The following is an 18233-nucleotide window of genomic DNA, read 5'->3' as shown; positions in this document are numbered from 1 at the left end:
TTAGCTATCATAAATTTAAATACACTTCGATCCAGACAATGAAAATTTTAAAAAAAATAATATATACAATGACCATATCCCTAATTATTTTTCTTCTCTTTAGTGTCATAATACCTTTCGTTAGATTTAAAAGAATAAAGACCCCTGAGTTTATTGACCATGACAAAGTTAAGATTATTGGTCATAGAGGGGCTGCAGGACTTGCTCCAGAAAACACTTTAGCCTCCTTTAGCAAAGCTTTGGAAATTGGTGTGGATATTATCGAATTGGACATACATCTATCAAGTGATGATCAATTGGTTGTAATGCACGACTCCAATGTTAAAAGGACAACCAATGGAGAAGGTGAAATTGAAAATCTATCCGTTGAAGATTTAAAAAAATTAGATGCTGGTAGTTGGTATGATAAAAAATACGGTTCTGAAAAAGTACCTACGCTACCGGAAGTTTTTGATCTTATCGACGGGAGATGCAAGGTGATCATTGAAATCAAATGGCCCCGAAAAGGCACATATGATGGTATCGTAGAAAAACTTGTAACTTATTTGGAACAGGAAGAATTAAGCCAACAAGTTATAATACAATCCTTTGAAACAGCATACCTTAAGGAGATTTCCAGGATTAAACCTGCTTTGGAATGCCATCAATTGTTATTTGGTGATTCTTCTTTCTTCCCTGTCTATTATGATACCAAAATAAGATTTGGAAACTTCGAACCATTGGAAAACATCAGCTCCGTAAATACCTTTTATTTATACTTAGACGAAAAATCAAAAAGCATGTATGAAAAAAAAGGAATACAAACCGGTGTTTTTACCGTAAACAAAAAAGAGGATATGCTTAGAGCTGCCTCAATCGGTGCTAGTTATATCATTACCGATTTTCCGAATATCGCAAAAAATATCATGCGTTAATGACTTGTAATTATTCCCTTTTTGGCTTCAAAATAGGGCTTCATATAATTATCATGAAAATCGGTATATCTTTTATTAACCTTAATAACATAAAAAAACAGGAGAAATGAAGTTAATATGGCTATAAAAATAAAGAATGTAGCCAAAATAAATAATGGAATATGATTCCTTATGCCATCAATGCCTAGTAAAAAAACCCACAAACCAAAGGCTATAAGATTAGGTAAAAAATAAATAAAAAACCCAATGGAGGCATTGAGCAATTTGGCCAACATGTTCTTAACCTTTTTTCTAAAATACACATGCCCATAAAGATAGCCCAACCAAGAAAAAAAAATATGCTCTGATGCGGAATGTATTGTTTTCATCAGATCCAAAGAATAAAGTTCTATTCTTTTTTCAATAAGATGATTTGCATTCTGAACACCTACCCATGCCGAAATTACTATCAACATAGCAATGGAAGTCATCATAAACAAGTTAGGGTCTTCTTGAATACTTTCAATTACCCCATTTTCCCTATTTAAGAGTTGACCTATAATAAAGGTTATTACCGATATAAATGCAATACTGGAGTTATATGCCGCCTTTACCCGCCAATTTATTTCCTCACGCATACTTTTAATTTCTTCAATATTAAAAACCACTATCTCATTTTTGCTAAGGTCAATGGTACTGTACAATGGTTTTCCTTTTGATTTTTTGGACTTTTTCATTTAGCCTATTTTATTAAATTAAAACCTTTTATTCGTTTTTAACTTTAAACACTTTTTTTTATTCTTCCCAGTAATAGAGCGCCAATTAAAAACAATAATCCCATCAAAATTGTTGCATTACGCATACTACCGGTAATTTGCGATATATACCCAAACAAAAAAGTTCCAATAACCAATCCTATTTTTTCTGCAACATCATAAAAACTAAAAAAAGAGGCCGTATCGGTCGTGTTTGGCAAAAATTTGGAATAAGTTGAACGGGCCAAGGTTTGAATGCCCCCCATTACTAAGCCCACCAATCCTGCAGCAATGTAAAAATCTACTGGTGTTTTCAAGAAATAAGCATATACACATAAGAATATCCAAATAACATTAAGGCAAATCAAAGTATAAATATTTCCAAATACCCTGGATGATTTTGCCGATATAAGGGAGCCAAAAATTGCTACAATTTGGATGACCAAAATACTTATAATAAGCCCTATCGTCCTTTCCTCATCGTTGCCCCATGTAATCTCTTCTTCCCCATAAAAAGCCGCTATTAGCATTATAGTTTGTACTGCGGTGCTAAAAACAAAAAAAGCCACCAAATAGCGTTTTAATATTACCTCAGTACCTAACTGGTGCCAAACCGCTCTCAGTTCCCTAAAACCATTAAGGATTATATGGTCCCTTCTACCCTCCTTCTTAAACCCCTTGGGAAGAAAATGAAAACTGTACTGGGAAAACACTATCCACCAAAGACCTACCGTTAAAAAAGAGTACCTCATAGCCTTAATTTCGGCGACCCCGCCAGCGTCGGTTTCAATTCCAAAAAAATCGGGTTTCATGACCATGGCCAAATTGATCAGCAGCAAAATAACACTTCCTATGTAGCCCAGTGAAAAGCCTTTGGCACTAATTTGATCCTGTTGTCCTGGAAATGCGATATCCGGCAGGTATGAGTTGTTAAAGGCAAAACTTACCCAAAACCCCACCAATCCAAAAAAATAACAAATTAGACTGAAGTAAATATTCTCCAAGGAAAACCAATATAGCCCTATACAGGACAAGGCACCCAAGTAACAAAACAATTTCATAAAAAGCCTTTTGTTCCCCAAATAGTCCGCTATACCGGCCAAAATTGGTGTTATCAGTGCTATAAACAAAAATGCCGCCGAAGTAACATAACTTATTAGGGGCGCCCTGGCTATTTCCCCTCCAAAGACCATGACCTTCTCAATTCCCGCGACCCGGAATAAGGCTCCATAAAAAATTGGAAATATGGCGGAAGAAATTACCAGGCTATAAACAGAATTTGCCCAATCATAAAATGCCCAAGCGTTTAACAATTTTTTACTGCCTTTTATAGGTAGGATTCTAGTCATATACAAAAAAAAGCTGCTCCTATAAGAGCAGCTTCCCAATTGAAATTAGTAGTTAATATTTTTTTGCCCATCACTATTGAAAAGAGGTAACTCCAAATTTTGCGGCTTCTTGCTTGGCCAAGGGCGCCCATTCTGTTAGATTGGCAATACGGGTTTCATTGGAAGGGTGGGTACTTAAAAATTCCGGGGGTGCACCGTCTCCACTATTGGCCTTCATTCTTTTCCATAATTCGGCAGCCTCATCAGGATTATATCCGGCAATGGCCATAATCTGCAAACCAATTCTATCGGCTTCTGTCTCATGGCTTCTGCTAAAAGGAAGCATAACCCCAACCTGGGAACCAATACCATAGGCCTGATTGAATATATTTCGTTTTTGCTCATCCTGTATCACCACATTTCCGGCCACAGCTCCCAACTGCTGTATGGTGCCGGCGCTCATCCTTTGCGCACCATGGTCCGCTAGGGCATGGGCCACCTCATGTCCCATAACCACTGCTACTCCAGTTTCCCCTTTGCATATTGGAAGTATTCCTGTATAAAAAACAATTTTACCACCCGGCATACACCAAGCATTCACTGTTTCGTCGTTCACCAAATTATACTCCCATTTGTAATCCTGGAGGTAACCTGGGTAACCATTGGCCGTTAGCCAACGCTCGGCAGCAGCTGCAATACGCTGACCTGTTTTGGTTATCATTTTTGCATCGTCCGTTCCGGTAATTACCTTGTTCTCTCCTAGAAATTGGTCATATTGCGCAAAAGCGGTTGGGAAGATCTGACTATTGGGATAAAAGTTCAAAACCTTTTGCCCTGTAAATGGATTGGTCTTACAAGCCACTACACCCAAAAAGACCACTATTACTAAAATAATTTTTTTCATCTTAAGATTTAGATATTTATTCCCCGAAAATTACAAAAAAATTACTCGCCGATAATGTGCAGCACCGTAAAATCTTTGCTGATATGAATATTGTTGGTATTTCCATTCAACTGTACATCCTTTAAATCCACATACTCATTGTCTACCTGGATCTGTTTAATTTTAAAGGGCAGTCCAAGAAGATTCAACTTGAAGGTTTTATACGAGGTTATAAAACTACCATCTTTAAACTGTTGTATTACCAGTTCATTGTCCTTCCCTTTAAAATTGAAGTTTCTAAGGCTGTACCTTCCTTTTTTGTAATCATAGCCATCCTGTCCGTCCTCATAAACGGTTGAAGTCTCCACCCCTTTTTTATAATACACATCCAACACCAATTCTTTAATTTCCAATTCGCCAACATATTGCTGAACCGGATATTTGGGTATCATGGCACCTTCCTTGATGAAAATTGGAATTTTGTCCAATCCGGCAACCACCCATTTTTCCATACCACCAACCACGGCCTCATTCGTCCAATAATTATACCATACACCCCTAGGAATGTACATCCTGCGTCCTTGAGCATTGGGTTCCTGTACCGGACAAATTAGAATTTGCTCCCCAAATATAAACTCATCGGTCCTAAAATGCGTCTGATGATCTTCTTGATCGAAATGCACCAATGGTTTCAGCATGGGCACTCCTTCTTTGGAATACCTATAGAACATAGTGTATAAATAGGGTAAAAGTTGATACCGCAATTCAATAAATTTACGTACAATGTTGGTTACTTCATCATCAAAGGACCAAGGCTCCTGATCGCCATGATCGCCACTGGAATGCACCCTACAGAAAGGGTGGAACACCCCTAATTGTATCCATCTGGCAAACAGCTCGCCATTGGGCTGTTCCGCAAACCCACCGATATCGGACCCTACGAACGAATAGCCGCTCATACACATGCGTTGCGCCTGTACATTGGCAATCCATAAATGTTCCCAAGTGGCAACATTATCGCCGGTCCATGTAGAAGAATACCTTTGGGTCCCGGCAAATGCCGCCCTGGTAATTACAAAGGGTCTCTTTGGATATACGTACTTTTTAATTCCCTCGTAAGTGGCACGCACCATCTGCATTCCATAAACATTGTGGGCCTTTCTGTGCGAACAAGGGTGCCCGTCATAATCGTGCCGGGTATCCAAAGGTGCCGTCTTGGTAGGTACCTCCATGACTGCCGGCTCGTTCATATCGTTCCATACCGCATGCACCCCAATTTCCGACATCATTTCCTTATAGAGTTCGGCCCACCATTCCCTAACCTTGGGATTGGTAAAATCCGGGAAATTACATTCCCCGGGCCACACCTTACCTTTCATAAATGCACCATCGGCCCTTTTGCAGAAATAATCATTTTCAATGGCCTCCTGATATACCCAATAATCCTTATCTATTTTTATCCCCGGATCTATCATTACAACCGTCTTGAAACCATCCTCCTCCAAATCGGAAATCATTTTTTTTGGATTCGGAAAACGCGATTTATCCCAAGTAAAACATCTGAATCCGTCCATATAATCTATGTCCAAATAAATGGCGTCACAAGGAATCCTCATTTTTCGAAAATTCTTGGCTATTGCCCTAACATTACTTTCCGGATAATAGCTCCATTTGGATTGATGGTAACCCATAGCCCACATGGGCGGCAATTCTGGCGTCCCTGTTAAATTGGTATAGGCCTTGACCACTTGGCCCATTTGGGGACCGTAGATAAAATAATAGTTCATCTCTCCCCCATCTGCCCAGAAACTGGTTACATTCCGCCGTTCATGCGCAAAATCAAAATTTGTTTTAAAGGTATTGTCAAAGTAAATTCCGTAGCACTTATTGCTATGCAGACCTATAAAAAATGGAATTGCTTTGTATAAAGGATCTTGATCCTTTCCATAGGCGTATTGATCCGTTACCCAATTACTTACACGTTTACCTTTAAGATTGGAATGGGTTGCTTTATCCCCCAAGCCATAAAAGCTTTCCGCATTTTGGGTAATTTTGCTCATTTTTACAGAATTCCCCCCAAACTCATAATTCTCTTCCCAATGAAAACCGAGTTCATCCTCATTGATAATATTTCCTTCAAGATCCGAAATCTGGGTCCTTAAAGTCTTTTTATCCAATAACACCTTTAATTTGGCCGTATATACCAAATATTCGGTAGGCGTCTCCTCTATTTTAAGATGGTTGAACCCAACACTGGCATTTTCACTTATAGCATATGAAAAATCGGGCTCAAAAATATTTTCGGTAGCATATCTAAATCGCAATATACTGTCCCGCAAAACGGTCATCTCCAAGATGACCCCGTTAGAGGTGGTAAAATACAATTTATCCGTATCCCTGTGAAACTCAACAATTGTATTGGGGTATAAATTGCCTTTGTATTCAAGTTCAGTATTAGTAATCATGGTCGGTTAATTTTGAGAATACAAAAAAAATACATTCATATGAATTAAAGAAACGATATGCAGTGCAATTAAATTCTACAGCATTACAACACCCAAAATCACTTGAAAACTACCACCCCTAGTGGTGGAATATTGATTTCCACAGACTTATCATATCCATGCCAAGCGGTTTTACCAATTTTCAAGGTACCGTTTTTCATTCCGGTACCACCATATTCGGTATCATCACTATTAAAAATCTCCTTTAATTGTCCCGATTTTGAAATTCCCATTCTATACTTCTCCCGCGGAATAGGGGTAAAATTGCATGCTATATAGATATTCTCCTTGGGGTCGACACCTTTTCTAATATAGGTTAGAACAGAATTTTGATGATCCCCATAATCTATCCATTGAAAGCCTTCCTGACTAAATTGTTTCTCGTACAGGGCAGGATATTCCTGATATAATTTGTTCAAGTCCCTTACTAATTTCTGGATGCCACTATGGAAATCATACTGCAAAAGATGCCAATCCAGACCTTTTTGGAAATTCCATTCGGACGATTGCCCGAATTCCCCGCCCATGAAAATTAAATTCGTCCCGGGATGGGTATACATATAACCAAAAAGCAATCTTAAGTTGGCAAATCGTTGCCATTCATCCCCGGGCATCCTATACAATAAGGATTGTTTGCCATAAACCACTTCATCATGGGAAAAGGGCAACATAAAATTCTCTGTAAAGGCATAGGTAGCACTAAAGGTCAAATCGTTTTGATGGTGCTTCCTATAAATAGGCTCCTTCTTAAAGTATTCCAAGGTATCGTGCATCCATCCCATCATCCATTTCATTCCAAATCCAAGACCTCCCATGCTTACGGGTTTGGATACCATTGAAAACGAGGTTGATTCTTCTGCAATCATCTGTATTCCTTCAAAATTGGAATAAACGGTTTCATTAAGCTCCCTAATAAAGGAAATGGCCTCCAAGTTTTCATTATTACCATATATATTTGGTTCCCATTGACCTTCATCCCTGGAATAGTCCAGATATAGCATGGACGCTACTGCGTCTACTCGCAGGGCATCGGCATGGAATTGATCTAACCAGAACATGGCATTACTGATCAAAAATGCCCTGACCTCATTTCTACCATAATTAAAAATCAAACTTTTCCAATCTGGGTGATATCCCCTTCTACTATCGGGATGCTCATAAAGATGGGAGCCATCAAAAAATCCCAAGCCATGGGCATCTTCCGGGAAATGGGAAGGGACCCAGTCCAGGATAACCCCAATGCCATTTTGGTGCAATGTATCTACCAGCAGTTTAAATCCTTCGGGCTTTCCAAATCTTGAAGTAGGAGCAAAATAGCCCGTTAACTGGTATCCCCAGGAGGGATCATAAGGGTACTCCATAATGGGCATGAACTCCACATGGGTAAAATTCATCTCCTTAACATATTTCACCAAATCTTCAGCCAATTCCGAATAGGTCAAGTAATCATTATTGGGCTTTCGCTTCCAAGACCCCAAATGCACTTCATAAACAGCAAATGGTTTGTCCAGGGCATTTTTTACCTTTCTGGTCTTCATCCAGTTTTCGTCTCCCCAACGGTGTTTATCTTCCCAGACCACGGAAGCTGTCATTGGTGGGTGTTCGCAGCTTCGGGCAAAAGGGTCTGCCTTTTCCGTTACCACTCCATGATTTGATGAGTGGATAACGTATTTGTACAAAGTGCCTTTTTCCAACTCGGGAACGAATCCCTCCCAGATACCGCTTCCGTCCCAACGTACAAACAGTTGATGGTCCTCTCCGTTCCAATTATTAAAATCGCCCATCACGGAAACGGAACGCGCCGTAGGCGCCCAAACAGCAAAATATGTGCCTTTTACCCCATTGACCTCAGTAAGATGGGACCCCAACTTTTCGTACAATTTAAAATGTTTGCCAGCCTTAAAAAGATTTATATCAAAATCCGTAAATAAACTATGGGATACTACTTTGGTCATGATTACGTTATTTAGTGCATAGTTCGGTCAACTTTGTTCCGTAGTTCAGTTATACGAACAGCAAATTTCCTCTAAAACCTAACTTTGCAAGTATAGATATAAAAAATGGAACGCTTTTTGAAACAACAATAAAAATACAATAACATTTATAGATATTGATTAATCCCTAAAAATAATTATTATGAAAAAAGTTACCTTATTACTCGGCGCATTCGTTGCAATATTTTTTATCTCTTGTGAAGGACCGGCAGGACCTCCGGGCTATGACGGTTTTGACGGTGAAGACGGAAAGGACGGAGAAGACGGGATAGAAGGACAGGTATTTGAAGTGGACAACATTGACTTCGACTATGATGCCGGGGGAGACATCTATTCCTACATAATTACCTATTCTGATTTTACCAGTTTTCCTGTGTACGAGGCAGATGCAGTTTTGGTTTACCGATACGATGGCTCGGTAGACTATCAAGATAATACAACGGCAGACGCATGGAGCCTGATACCACAAAATTTCTTTTTGCCCGAAGGAACCATTCAATATACCAATGCCCATACGTTCATAGATGTTGAGATTTTTATTGATGGTAATTTTGACCTCGCCAATTTGGATCCCGGATTTACAGACAATCAATTGTTCAGAATTGTCATCCTACCAAGCCAATATGCTGAGTCCAAATTGGACAAATCCAATATTAATGCGGTAATGAGAACTATTGGCGTTGAAAACAAAGACGTTAAGCGATTTACCTTGGATTAAAATTGACCCTAAATATTATTGGCCCTTATTTCTTGTAGGAAATAAGGGCTATTTTTATACCTTACAATATGGTCAAGAAATTTGACCTTGGCCGGGAATGAAAGGAAGCTCCAATAATCCCGTCCAAACAAATGGAGAAGATCAAAAATAAAATACGCTATGAAAAAATTTATATTCGCACTCTGTGTAGTGTTTATTGGATGTAAGGGAACATCACAGGAAAAAGAGGCATCCAAATTGGATTCCAAAAAGAAGGAGCAGTTCAAGGTCAACAAAACGGAAGCTGAGTGGAAAAAACAGCTTACGGACATGCAGTTTTATGTCCTTAGGAAAGCAGGAACGGAAAACCCGGGATCCAGTGAATTGTTGAACAATAAACAAAAAGGCGTATATACCTGTGCCGCCTGCGGAACCGAACTTTTCAAAAGCGAACACAAATTCGATTCTGGAACGGGATGGCCTAGTTTTGATAGGGAAATCAAAGGTAACGTTGCCTTTGATGTGGATTACAATTTAGGATATGCCCGAAAAGAAGAACATTGCGCAACTTGTGGTGGCCACTTAGGCCATGTCTTTAACGATGGCCCTAAAAATACCACTGGCGAGAGACACTGCATCAACGGTGCCGCCTTAAATTTTGTGCCTCAAAAATAGGTATTGACCGCAATACCGTAATTTTTTCAATCCATTGGGCTGGTCCATATACACATACGGACCAGCCTTATTAATTCCAATTAAATTAAAACGGCATCTGTGTGAATTCAGTATGGTTTTGTAACTTTGCGACTTCATAATTTATTTATCAAAAAAAATATAAATGAGCAATTTCGATATTATTGTATTAGGTAGTGGTCCTGGGGGCTATGTAGCCGCAATCAGAGCTTCTCAATTGGGATTTAAGACTGCCATTATTGAAAAGGAAAGTCTTGGTGGCGTTTGTTTAAATTGGGGCTGTATCCCTACCAAAGCATTATTGAAATCCGCTCAGGTTTTCGAGTATTTGCTACATGCGTCGGACTACGGACTAAAGGCCGAAGGTGTGGACAAGGACTTTAATGCGGTGGTCAAAAGAAGTAGGAACGTTGCTGAAGGAATGAGCAAGGGCGTTCAATTTTTGATGAAAAAAAATAAGATTGAAGTCATACAAGGTTACGGAACCTTAAAACCGGGTAAAAAGGTAAGCGTAAAGTCGGATGATGGCAAAGAAACAGAGTATTCGGCCAATAACATTATTGTTGCCACAGGCGCGCGCAGCAGGGTACTTCCTAGTTTGCCGCAGGACGGTAAAAAGATCATAGGGTACCGTGAAGCCATGTCCTTGGACAAACAACCCAAAAAAATGCTGGTAGTGGGCAGTGGGGCCATAGGCATAGAATTTGCCTATTTCTACAATGCAATGGGTACCGAAGTTACCGTAGTGGAGTTTTTACCCAATGTGGTACCCGTAGAGGACGAAGAAATTTCCAAACAATTGGAGCGAAGTCTTAAAAAAGCCGGAATAAAGATTATGACCTCCGCTGAAGTAACCAAGGTAGATACCTCTGGCCCAGGAGTAAAGGCCACCGTTAAAACCACTAAAGGGGAAGAAATCCTCGAAGCCGATATCGTATTGTCTGCCGTAGGCATCAAGACCAATATAGAAAATATTGGTTTGGAAAATGTTGGTATTGCAACGGATAGGGATAAAATTTTGGTGGACGATTATTACCAGACCAATATTCCCGGATACTTTGCCATTGGCGATGTAACACCAGGACAGGCCTTGGCTCATGTTGCTTCGGCAGAAGGCATACTTTGTGTTGAGAAAATTGCGGGTATGCATGTGGAGCCTTTGGATTACGGCAACATTCCCGGATGTACCTATTGCACCCCTGAGATTGCCTCCGTTGGTCTTACCGAAAAACAGGCCATTGAAAAAGGATACGATATAAAAGTGGGTAAATTCCCATTTTCGGCAAGTGGTAAAGCCAGTGCTTCCGGTAACAAGGACGGCTTTGTAAAAGTAATATTCGACGCCAAATACGGTGAATGGTTAGGCTGCCATATGATCGGCGCAGGAGTTACGGATATGATAGCCGAAGCGGTAGTAGCCCGTAAATTGGAAACTACCGGACATGAAATCCTCAAAGCTGTACACCCACACCCTACCATGAGTGAGGCGGTAATGGAAGCTGTAGCACATGCTTACGGCGAAGTAATACACATTTAAATAATTTCTGAAGGCATAGACCTTTACAAAATAGACCCGTTAGGCCCAAACCTAACGGGTCTAAATAATAATCAGATCACTAAACATTACCAAGAACGACATGTTGAAGATTTTTAGCTTGACCGCAATTCTCGAAGGTATTTCCTATTTGCTACTTTTTGGTATTGGAATGCCCTTAAAATATATGGCCCAAATACCAGAGCCCAACATCTATATAGGGTATGCCCACGGATTTCTCTTCATGGCCTATGTTGTCTTGGCAATCGTAGTCTGTGTAGAAAAAAAATGGGGCCTAAAAATGTTTGCCATTCTTTTTATTGCTTCCCTGGTCCCATTCGGTACTTTTTATATAGACAAGAAGTATTTAAGGCCTCAGATGGCGTAAAAAGTGAACAGTCCCCAGTGTACCGGTGGCAGTTTTGAGGAGGCAATACCTCTGTTTTTTTTTGAAACAGTCCCTTTTTATTGTCCAATTAATGTATTGAACTTGTATGGCAAGTATTTAATCCTATTCGCAACCTTAGTCTTTAATTAAAAAAACTTTGAATGGCCAGGTCATAACTCTTTAGGCCAAAACCTAAAATTACACCTTTGGCCGCCGGGGAAATATAGGAAGTGTGCCTAAACTCCTCGCGTCCAAATGTATTGCTTATATGCACTTCCACTACTGGAGTGTTAATTCCTTTTATGGCATCGCCAATACCTATGGACGTATGGGTATATGCACCGGCATTCAAGATAATACCTTCGTATCCTTCAAAACCACATTCGTGCAATTTATTTATGATTTCACCCTCTATATTGGACTGATAATATTCCAATTGCACCTCCTTGAACTTGAATTGCAGGGTTGCAAAATATTCCTCAAAAGTTGTTTTTCCGTAAACCTCCGGTTCGCGCTTGCCCAAAAGGTTAAGATTTGGTCCGTTGACAATGATAATCTTCATGGGTTAAATGTAAGGAATTGTACTTCATAAAAAAAGTGGAATCCAATTCTTGATCCCACTTTTTTATACAATTCCTAAGGACATTAAATTATCCAAGTCCTTACTAAAAACGCCCTTATTTACTTTTAAAAATGTAAGGCGAACCCAATTCTAAATTCCAAGATCCCTTCGTCCGTAAAATCCCTGTTTAAACTTAAATTATATCGTAAACCTGGTTCCACACTAACAAAGTCGTTTAAAAATATGGCATAACCACCTTGAATCCCCAACCATAAAGGGTTTTCATTATAATCTTCAATACTTGCCCCAGTAAGGTCCAGCTGAACAGGAATGGAACTATTTATATAGTACTTGGCACCTAGTTTATAGGAAATGGAATTACTGCCGTCCGTGTCCGAATAGCCCAATCCTACCTTCACCGCAAGATCATCTGCCACGAAGTAACCTCCCTCGCCACCAATAGACCATATAGTGGTGCCATCAATGGAAACCAAACCGAAACTTGTATTTGCTGTATGTCCAACACCTATGCCTCCCCCACCGAAACCGGTATTGGCCTCAATAAGATATTTCCCTTTGGAAGTTGGGGTTCCGTCCTGGGCCTTTGCCTGAAACGCTGCTCCTATAACAACCATTGCTACTAATAAAACTTTTTTCATAATTGGATTTTAATGTTATTGTTTAAGTTGCACCAAACATAATGGAGTGTAGCCTTACCATAAAATGAAAGTTGTAAAAAGAAGGATAATGGTTGTAACGCAACAGTTAATGTACATGAATACTATTTGAACCCAAAAAAGTCCATTATATTTAACCTATGAAATGGAATCATGCACTTCAGGATTTTCAACATTACCTACATTTGGAACGCGGTCTATCCAGGAATTCCATAAGCAACTATGTTTTGGATGTTGAGAAATTAATTATTTTTCTTGAATCCCATGAAATTTTGGAAACCCCTATAAATATTGATAAAAATAGGATTCAACAGTTTATACACGACCTAGCGAAAAATGTAAACCCCAGGTCTCAGGCTAGGGTTATATCAGGATTAAAAAGTTTTTTCAATTACTTGGTCTTCGAGGATTATCGCGCGGACAACCCTATGGAATTAATAGAATCCCCTAAGGTTGGCCGTAAACTGCCCGACACTCTATCCGAAGAGGAAATCAACAAATTAATAGGGGCCATAGATCTTTCCAAACCGGAAGGGGAGCGTAACCGTGCTATTTTGGAAACACTATATGGTTGTGGGCTAAGGGTTTCCGAGTTATTGGATCTAAAATTATCGGACCTTTATTTTGAGGAGGATTTCATCAAGGTTACCGGTAAAGGAGACAAGCAACGTTTTGTCCCCATTAGCGAAATCAACAAAAGATATATCAATATCTACAGAAAGGAAATACGCATACATATGGCCATTAAAAAGGGAGCCGAAGATGTCCTTTTTTTAAATCGCAGAGGGAACAAATTGACCCGTGCCATGATATTCACCATAATTAAACAACTTGCACAGGATATAGGGCTTCAAAAAAGTATAAGTCCCCATACCTTTCGTCATTCTTTTGCTACTCACTTATTGCAGAATGGGGCCGATTTGAGGGCCATTCAACAAATGCTCGGCCATGAGAGTATAACCACTACCGAAGTTTATATGCATGTAGATCGCACACATTTGGCCGAGGTAATGAACAAGTACCATCCTAGAAAAAGTGGGATATCCAATTAGACGATTAAACTTAGTGGTTAATGCCCCTAATCCTTAAAGGCGCTATAATTTCTATTGAAAGGTCTAATGATCAGACGCGCCTCCCTATCGAAGCGCACGTAGTTGTACACCCAATTCACGAAGACGACCATTCTGTTCCTAAATCCGATAAGAAAGAACAGGTGTACGAACATCCAAACGAACCAGGCAAAAACACCTTGGAATCTAATATTCTTCATATCCACTACCGCCTTGTTCCTTCCAATAGTGGCCATACTGCCCTTATCCCTGTAAACAAAAGGTTCCAAGGGTCTATCTTCCAATAATCGCACCAAGTTCTCCCCAAGGTTCCTTCCTTGCTGCATTGCCGGCTGAGCCATCATGGGATGCCCCTTGGGCGCATCCTTTGTCTGCATACAGGCCACATCCCCTACGGCAAAAATATTATTGTACCCCTTAACCCTGTTATACTCATCTACCGGAATTCTACTGCCAGCTACCAAAAGATCTTTGGCATTTAAGCCTTTAATCTCCACCCCTTTTACACCAGCTGCCCATACTAGGGTCGCGGTCTCAAAATCAACATCGGTATTGGTGGTAACCGTTTTGCCGTCATAGCCCGTTACCCTCGAATTTTTCCAAATTTGAACACCAAGTCCCTCTAAAAAATCCTCTGCTTTTTGGGAAGCCTTTTCACTCATTTCCTTTAAAATACGATCTCCGGATTGGATGAGGTGAATTTGTACCCGTCTGGTGTCCAAATCCGGATAGTCCTTTGGCAGAATTCCTTTTTTTATTTCCGCCAAGGCACCGGCCAATTCCACCCCCGTAGGCCCAGCCCCTACAATAACGAAATTCATAAGGGCATCCCTTTCATGATATTGATCTGTAAGAAGGGCCTGCTCAAAGTTTTCCAGTATTAAACTTCTAAGATTTAATGACTGGGGTATGGTCTTCATAGCCATACTATTTAATTCAATTTCCCTATTCCCGTAATAATTGGTTTCAGAACCAGTGGCTATTACCAAATAATCATAATCCAAAGTGCCAATATTGGTCACTATGGTATTTTCCTCTGTCCTTATTTCCTCCACATGGGCCAGTCTGAAGAAAAAATTATTATAGTCCTTTAAAACCTTGCGTATGGGATAAGCAATGGAGTCTGGTTCCAGCCCCCCTGTAGATACTTGATAAAGCAAGGGTTGAAACGTATGATAATTATGTTTGTCCAGAAGTACTACCTGCACCTCTTTGTTCTTCAATCCTTTGGCGATGGAAATACCTGCAAAACCACCACCTACAATAACAATTCTTGGAAAACTAGTCTTAGGAATATTCATATATTAAAATATGGGTAAATTTAAACATTCGAAAACTATTCAAGAAGAAGAATATTGGTTTTAAGACTATTTGGGTTCCACAGCCATTAAACAGTACACAACCTTAGCAACTTTAGCCAATAGCCGTGCCCAATGGAGCTCCAAAACATACCGTCCGCCCTAGCCAATCGGCAATATTTTTCAATTACCCACCTTATAGAAGTATTTTCTATATTCGTTGTAACAAAACCAAATTTTCAACTACTAATCATCAACTAACTACAAGAACCGAGTGACCAAAGATTTGGAACATCAATTTGTTACGGAATTAGAGTGCAATCAGAATATTGTACACAAGGTCTGTACGTTGTACACCAATGACAGGGACTCCCATAATGATTTGTTTCAGGAAATTACGATTCAATTATGGAAGGCCTATCCGAAGTTTAGGGGAGAATCCAAGTTTAGTACCTGGATGTATCGCGTTGCGCTTAATACGGCCATAACATTATATAGAAAATCGAAAAAAAGTATTCCGACCCAAGATTATGAGTCGGTTATGTTTAAAATAACAGCGGACGAATACGACCCTACCGAGGAACAACAACTTAAACTGATGTACAATGCGGTAAAACAATTAGGGGATGTGGACAAAGCCTTGGTCTTTCTCTATTTGGAAGACAAAGACTATAGGGAAATAGCGGAAACCTTGGGTATTAGCGAGGTAAATGCCAGAGTAAAAATGAACCGAATAAAAAACAAATTAAAAACTATTTTAAATCCCTAGCCATATGATGGATGAACTGGAATTATTAAAGAGGGATTGGCAAAAGAAAGACAAGCAATTGCCTCAACTATCCTTTGATGAGATTTACAAAATGATCTGGAAGAAATCCTCTTCAGTCGTAAAATGGATTTTCTTTATAAGTATCATGGAATTTTTAGTGCCCCACTTGATATACTTGGTTCCATCTATGTCCAAAAATTTGGCGGTCGGGAAAGATCTGGGACTAGGGAATATTTTAGTGATTTCCAACGTAGTTCAATATTCCGTAGTACTATTTTTTATCTTTCAATTTTATAAAAGATATAGGGAAATATCTACTTTGGACAATGCCAAAAAACTAATGTCCAACATCTTAAAAACTAGAAAGACCGTTAAATATTATGTCATTTTTTGTCTGTCCCTGATATTTATATCCTTTATCGTCATGGCCGTAGGGATATATTTGAACGAAGACCCTATGACCGCCTTGGGTTATGGCTATAAAGCAGAAAATATTAACCCCGAAAAATTAAAGACCACCTTGGTTGCAACAGTTGTTGTATTAGGGGTGGTTGTAACCCTTGTAATGGGATGCATTTATTTTTTACTTTACGGTATTCTCCTTAAGAAACTCAATAAAAACTATAAAGAACTTAAGGAAATGGATATTTAAACCCTAAATTTTCGTTTTTTATTTTCTTCTTCGTAAGCCAATAACTCACTCTTGGGAATAACCTTTAAAAAGGAAGGGTGTTGCTCTATGGCGTATTCCAGTTTCTCAATGATGGAATCGAATGACTCATTCTCATAATCAATATCCAATGGCTCCTTGATTACCATTGATTGAAGGATTCCCTTCTTCTTTATGCGTAAACCCTTTTTATCAAATGAACGGCGAAAACCATCTATAACAACAGGCACCACAATAGGTTTGTATTTTTTAATAATATGAGACGTCCCTTTTCTCAAAGGTTTCCACGGTGTTGTAGTACCCTGTGGAAAGGTAATTACCCATCCGTCATTAAGGGCTGTACCAATATTGGATATATCGCTAAATTTAACCTTCCTGTTAACATCCTTACCTTCGGACCGCCAAGTTCGTTCTACACTTATAGACCCGGCATAGGCCAAAATTTTTGTCAACAGGCTCTTCTTCATGGTTTCTGCGGCCGCTACGTAATACATATTCAATTTGGGCTGCCATATATACCCCAAATTCTTTATAGAGTCTTCACGCCCACTTAAACTGGCGTTAAATACATGGAACATGGCCACTACATCGGCAAAGTAAGTTTGATGGTTACTTACGAAAAGAACATTTTGTGGCGGTAGTTTTCTAATAATATCCGACCCCTCAATTTCAATGGTATTAAACCCTCTATATCTTTTGTGGGTAATAACGGCCAAAATACGAATAAGCCACTTCTTTAAAAACAAATTATGTCCAAACGGATTTTTCTTAAACAAGCCCATATTTTTTTGTTAACATTCAAAATTACAAAATAAGTATCTTATAACACTTGTTTGAACAATTCCTTAATTTCACTCAACATCATAGCCGTTGCCCCCCAAACCGTATAACCATTTAATTTAAAGGCTGGTACCTCTACATTCTGGGCATAGGAAGTGTTTAAAATTTGATGAAATATTTTCTTATCATCCATTAAATCATTCAAAGGAACCTCAACAATGGCGGCTACCTCGTCTACCTGCCTTAAAAATGGCCGCTCCTTCCTATAGAGCCCAAGGTATGGGGTGACCTCAAAATTGCTCGGAGGAATATAGATTTTGCTCATAGAACGGATTACGGTAATCTGCTCCGGAACAGCCCCCACTTCTTCATGGGTTTCACGTAAAGCCGTCTCCATTAAATTTAGATCCCTCTTTTCCACCTTGCCCCCCGGCAATGCAATCTGATTACTATGTATACCCTTATAGGTATTTCTCAGTATTAGAAGTAAGTTGGTCCCGTAATCCACACTTGGGTAAAAAAGGGCCATAACCGCAGCCTGTCTCGGATTTTGTTTTACGATTTTACCAGACTCCAGTTCCTTAACCCTAAACATTGGGGCCATTTTATAATGAGAAGCACTCCCTGGAAGTTCTAGATTTTCTATTTTTGATATTCTGTTGGAAAAATCGTCAAAACGCACGAATTCAATTTTTGTAATTTTCAGCAAATTAATTAAAAAACAACCAACCCTTGGGC

Annotated in this window: 18 protein-coding genes; 8 read left to right on the top strand and 10 right to left on the bottom strand. The window is 39.4% G+C overall.

All coding sequences use genetic code 11. The features are described from left to right. Nucleotides 1-68: 68 nt before the first annotated feature. Nucleotides 69-914, top strand: a complete 846-nt coding sequence (locus tag QSE00_RS06640; RefSeq protein WP_286105382.1) for a glycerophosphodiester phosphodiesterase — start codon at nt 69-71, stop codon at nt 912-914. On the opposite strand, the gene QSE00_RS06635 is transcribed toward QSE00_RS06640, so the two are convergent. From QSE00_RS06635 to glgB, 5 genes are all read right to left on the bottom strand, one after another. Beyond that, the gene (locus QSE00_RS06635; RefSeq protein WP_110357796.1) at nt 911-1630 is read right to left on the bottom strand and encodes a hypothetical protein; all 720 of its coding nucleotides are present in this window, start codon (nt 1628-1630) and stop codon (nt 911-913) included. The two genes, QSE00_RS06640 and QSE00_RS06635, sit on opposite strands and share 4 nt — an antisense overlap. A gap of 44 nt (nt 1631-1674) precedes the next feature. Continuing rightward, the gene (locus tag QSE00_RS06630) at nt 1675-2997 is read right to left on the bottom strand and encodes an MFS transporter (protein WP_286105381.1); all 1323 of its coding nucleotides are present in this window, start codon (nt 2995-2997) and stop codon (nt 1675-1677) included. A 73-nt stretch (nt 2998-3070) separates the two neighbouring features. Continuing rightward, nucleotides 3071-3880, bottom strand: coding sequence for a M48 family metallopeptidase (locus tag QSE00_RS06625; RefSeq protein WP_110357798.1), 810 nt, complete (start codon nt 3878-3880; stop codon nt 3071-3073). A gap of 41 nt (nt 3881-3921) precedes the next feature. Continuing rightward, a complete protein-coding gene (locus QSE00_RS06620) occupies nt 3922-6324 on the bottom strand; it encodes a glycoside hydrolase family 31 protein (protein ID WP_286105380.1) in 2403 nt (800 codons plus the stop codon). A 98-nt stretch (nt 6325-6422) separates the two neighbouring features. Next, complete coding sequence (glgB, locus tag QSE00_RS06615) at nt 6423-8318, bottom strand: 1,4-alpha-glucan branching protein GlgB (RefSeq protein ID WP_286105379.1); 1896 nt, start codon at nt 8316-8318, stop codon at nt 6423-6425. 181 nt (nt 8319-8499) lie between these two features. On the opposite strand from glgB, the gene QSE00_RS06610 reads away from it, so the two are divergent. The 4 genes from QSE00_RS06610 (at nt 8500) to QSE00_RS06595 (ending at nt 11669) form a co-directional block, all read left to right on the top strand. Further along, nucleotides 8500-9075: a collagen-like protein gene (locus tag QSE00_RS06610; RefSeq protein ID WP_110357801.1), complete on the top strand. Its 576-nt coding sequence runs from the start codon at nt 8500-8502 to the stop codon at nt 9073-9075. Nucleotides 9076-9234: 159 nt separating this feature from the next. Continuing rightward, on the top strand, nt 9235-9729 hold the full coding sequence (gene msrB / locus QSE00_RS06605; protein WP_286105378.1) for a peptide-methionine (R)-S-oxide reductase MsrB: 495 nt from the start codon (nt 9235-9237) through the stop codon (nt 9727-9729). 163 nt (nt 9730-9892) lie between these two features. Beyond that, on the top strand, nt 9893-11284 hold the full coding sequence (gene lpdA, locus QSE00_RS06600) for a dihydrolipoyl dehydrogenase (RefSeq protein WP_286105377.1): 1392 nt from the start codon (nt 9893-9895) through the stop codon (nt 11282-11284). 100 nt (nt 11285-11384) lie between these two features. Continuing rightward, complete coding sequence (locus tag QSE00_RS06595) at nt 11385-11669, top strand: DUF3817 domain-containing protein (RefSeq protein ID WP_110357804.1); 285 nt, start codon at nt 11385-11387, stop codon at nt 11667-11669. A gap of 142 nt (nt 11670-11811) precedes the next feature. On the opposite strand, the gene aroQ is transcribed toward QSE00_RS06595, so the two are convergent. Together aroQ and QSE00_RS06585 are read right to left on the bottom strand one after the other, a co-directional pair. Beyond that, nucleotides 11812-12231, bottom strand: coding sequence for a type II 3-dehydroquinate dehydratase (gene aroQ, locus QSE00_RS06590; RefSeq protein ID WP_286105376.1), 420 nt, complete (start codon nt 12229-12231; stop codon nt 11812-11814). 125 nt (nt 12232-12356) lie between these two features. Then, nucleotides 12357-12890, bottom strand: coding sequence for a hypothetical protein (locus QSE00_RS06585; RefSeq protein WP_286105375.1), 534 nt, complete (start codon nt 12888-12890; stop codon nt 12357-12359). Between the two features lie 158 nt (nt 12891-13048). Here QSE00_RS06585 and xerD point away from each other — a divergent pair, with 158 nt between their 5' ends. Beyond that, the gene (gene xerD / locus QSE00_RS06580) at nt 13049-13960 is read left to right on the top strand and encodes a site-specific tyrosine recombinase XerD (protein WP_110357807.1); all 912 of its coding nucleotides are present in this window, start codon (nt 13049-13051) and stop codon (nt 13958-13960) included. Nucleotides 13961-13986: 26 nt separating this feature from the next. Here xerD and QSE00_RS06575 read toward each other — a convergent pair whose 3' ends face one another. Next, nucleotides 13987-15279 (bottom strand): NAD(P)/FAD-dependent oxidoreductase, encoded by a 1293-nt coding sequence (locus tag QSE00_RS06575; protein ID WP_286105374.1) that lies wholly within the window; start codon nt 15277-15279, stop codon nt 13987-13989. A gap of 271 nt (nt 15280-15550) precedes the next feature. Here QSE00_RS06575 and QSE00_RS06570 point away from each other — a divergent pair, with 271 nt between their 5' ends. Both QSE00_RS06570 and QSE00_RS06565 read left to right on the top strand, forming a co-directional pair. Further along, on the top strand, nt 15551-16045 hold the full coding sequence (locus QSE00_RS06570) for an RNA polymerase sigma factor (protein ID WP_110357809.1): 495 nt from the start codon (nt 15551-15553) through the stop codon (nt 16043-16045). A gap of 7 nt (nt 16046-16052) precedes the next feature. Beyond that, the gene (locus QSE00_RS06565; RefSeq protein ID WP_459076834.1) at nt 16053-16697 is read left to right on the top strand and encodes a hypothetical protein; all 645 of its coding nucleotides are present in this window, start codon (nt 16053-16055) and stop codon (nt 16695-16697) included. Here the strand turns inward: QSE00_RS06565 and QSE00_RS06560 are convergent. Both QSE00_RS06560 and QSE00_RS06555 read right to left on the bottom strand, forming a co-directional pair. After that, a complete protein-coding gene (locus tag QSE00_RS06560) occupies nt 16694-17497 on the bottom strand; it encodes a lysophospholipid acyltransferase family protein (RefSeq protein ID WP_110357811.1) in 804 nt (267 codons plus the stop codon). The genes QSE00_RS06565 and QSE00_RS06560 overlap by 4 nt on opposite strands. 38 nt (nt 17498-17535) lie before the next feature. Beyond that, nucleotides 17536-18177 carry an NUDIX hydrolase gene (locus QSE00_RS06555; RefSeq protein ID WP_110357812.1) on the bottom strand — a complete coding sequence of 214 codons (642 nt, stop codon included), beginning with the start codon at nt 18175-18177 and terminating at the stop codon, nt 17536-17538. Nucleotides 18178-18233: the final 56 nt, after the last annotated feature.

Origin of the sequence: Arenibacter flavimaris (assembly GCF_030291335.1) — a bacterium.
Lineage (GTDB): Bacteria > Bacteroidota > Bacteroidia > Flavobacteriales > Flavobacteriaceae > Arenibacter.
Note: the sequence above shows the minus strand (reverse complement) of the source record. Positions and strands in the feature narration are given on the sequence as shown.

Bases quoted from the DNA above. Each gene is read 5' to 3' on its own strand.
- QSE00_RS06640 (WP_286105382.1), top strand. From the start codon at position 69: ATGACCATATCCCTAATTATTTTTCTTCTCTTTAGTGTCATAATACCT.
- QSE00_RS06635 (WP_110357796.1), bottom strand. From the start codon at position 1,630: ATGAAAAAGTCCAAAAAATCAAAAGGAAAACCATTGTACAGTACCATT.
- QSE00_RS06630 (WP_286105381.1), bottom strand. From the start codon at position 2,997: ATGACTAGAATCCTACCTATAAAAGGCAGTAAAAAATTGTTAAACGCT.
- QSE00_RS06625 (WP_110357798.1), bottom strand. From the start codon at position 3,880: ATGAAAAAAATTATTTTAGTAATAGTGGTCTTTTTGGGTGTAGTGGCT.
- QSE00_RS06620 (WP_286105380.1), bottom strand. From the start codon at position 6,324: ATGATTACTAATACTGAACTTGAATACAAAGGCAATTTATACCCCAAT.
- glgB (WP_286105379.1), bottom strand. From the start codon at position 8,318: ATGACCAAAGTAGTATCCCATAGTTTATTTACGGATTTTGATATAAAT.
- QSE00_RS06610 (WP_110357801.1), top strand. From the start codon at position 8,500: ATGAAAAAAGTTACCTTATTACTCGGCGCATTCGTTGCAATATTTTTT.
- msrB (WP_286105378.1), top strand. From the start codon at position 9,235: ATGAAAAAATTTATATTCGCACTCTGTGTAGTGTTTATTGGATGTAAG.
- lpdA (WP_286105377.1), top strand. From the start codon at position 9,893: ATGAGCAATTTCGATATTATTGTATTAGGTAGTGGTCCTGGGGGCTAT.
- QSE00_RS06595 (WP_110357804.1), top strand. From the start codon at position 11,385: ATGTTGAAGATTTTTAGCTTGACCGCAATTCTCGAAGGTATTTCCTAT.
- aroQ (WP_286105376.1), bottom strand. From the start codon at position 12,231: ATGAAGATTATCATTGTCAACGGACCAAATCTTAACCTTTTGGGCAAG.
- QSE00_RS06585 (WP_286105375.1), bottom strand. From the start codon at position 12,890: ATGAAAAAAGTTTTATTAGTAGCAATGGTTGTTATAGGAGCAGCGTTT.
- xerD (WP_110357807.1), top strand. From the start codon at position 13,049: ATGAAATGGAATCATGCACTTCAGGATTTTCAACATTACCTACATTTG.
- QSE00_RS06575 (WP_286105374.1), bottom strand. From the start codon at position 15,279: ATGAATATTCCTAAGACTAGTTTTCCAAGAATTGTTATTGTAGGTGGT.
- QSE00_RS06565 (WP_459076834.1), top strand. From the start codon at position 16,053: ATGGATGAACTGGAATTATTAAAGAGGGATTGGCAAAAGAAAGACAAG.
- QSE00_RS06560 (WP_110357811.1), bottom strand. From the start codon at position 17,497: ATGGGCTTGTTTAAGAAAAATCCGTTTGGACATAATTTGTTTTTAAAG.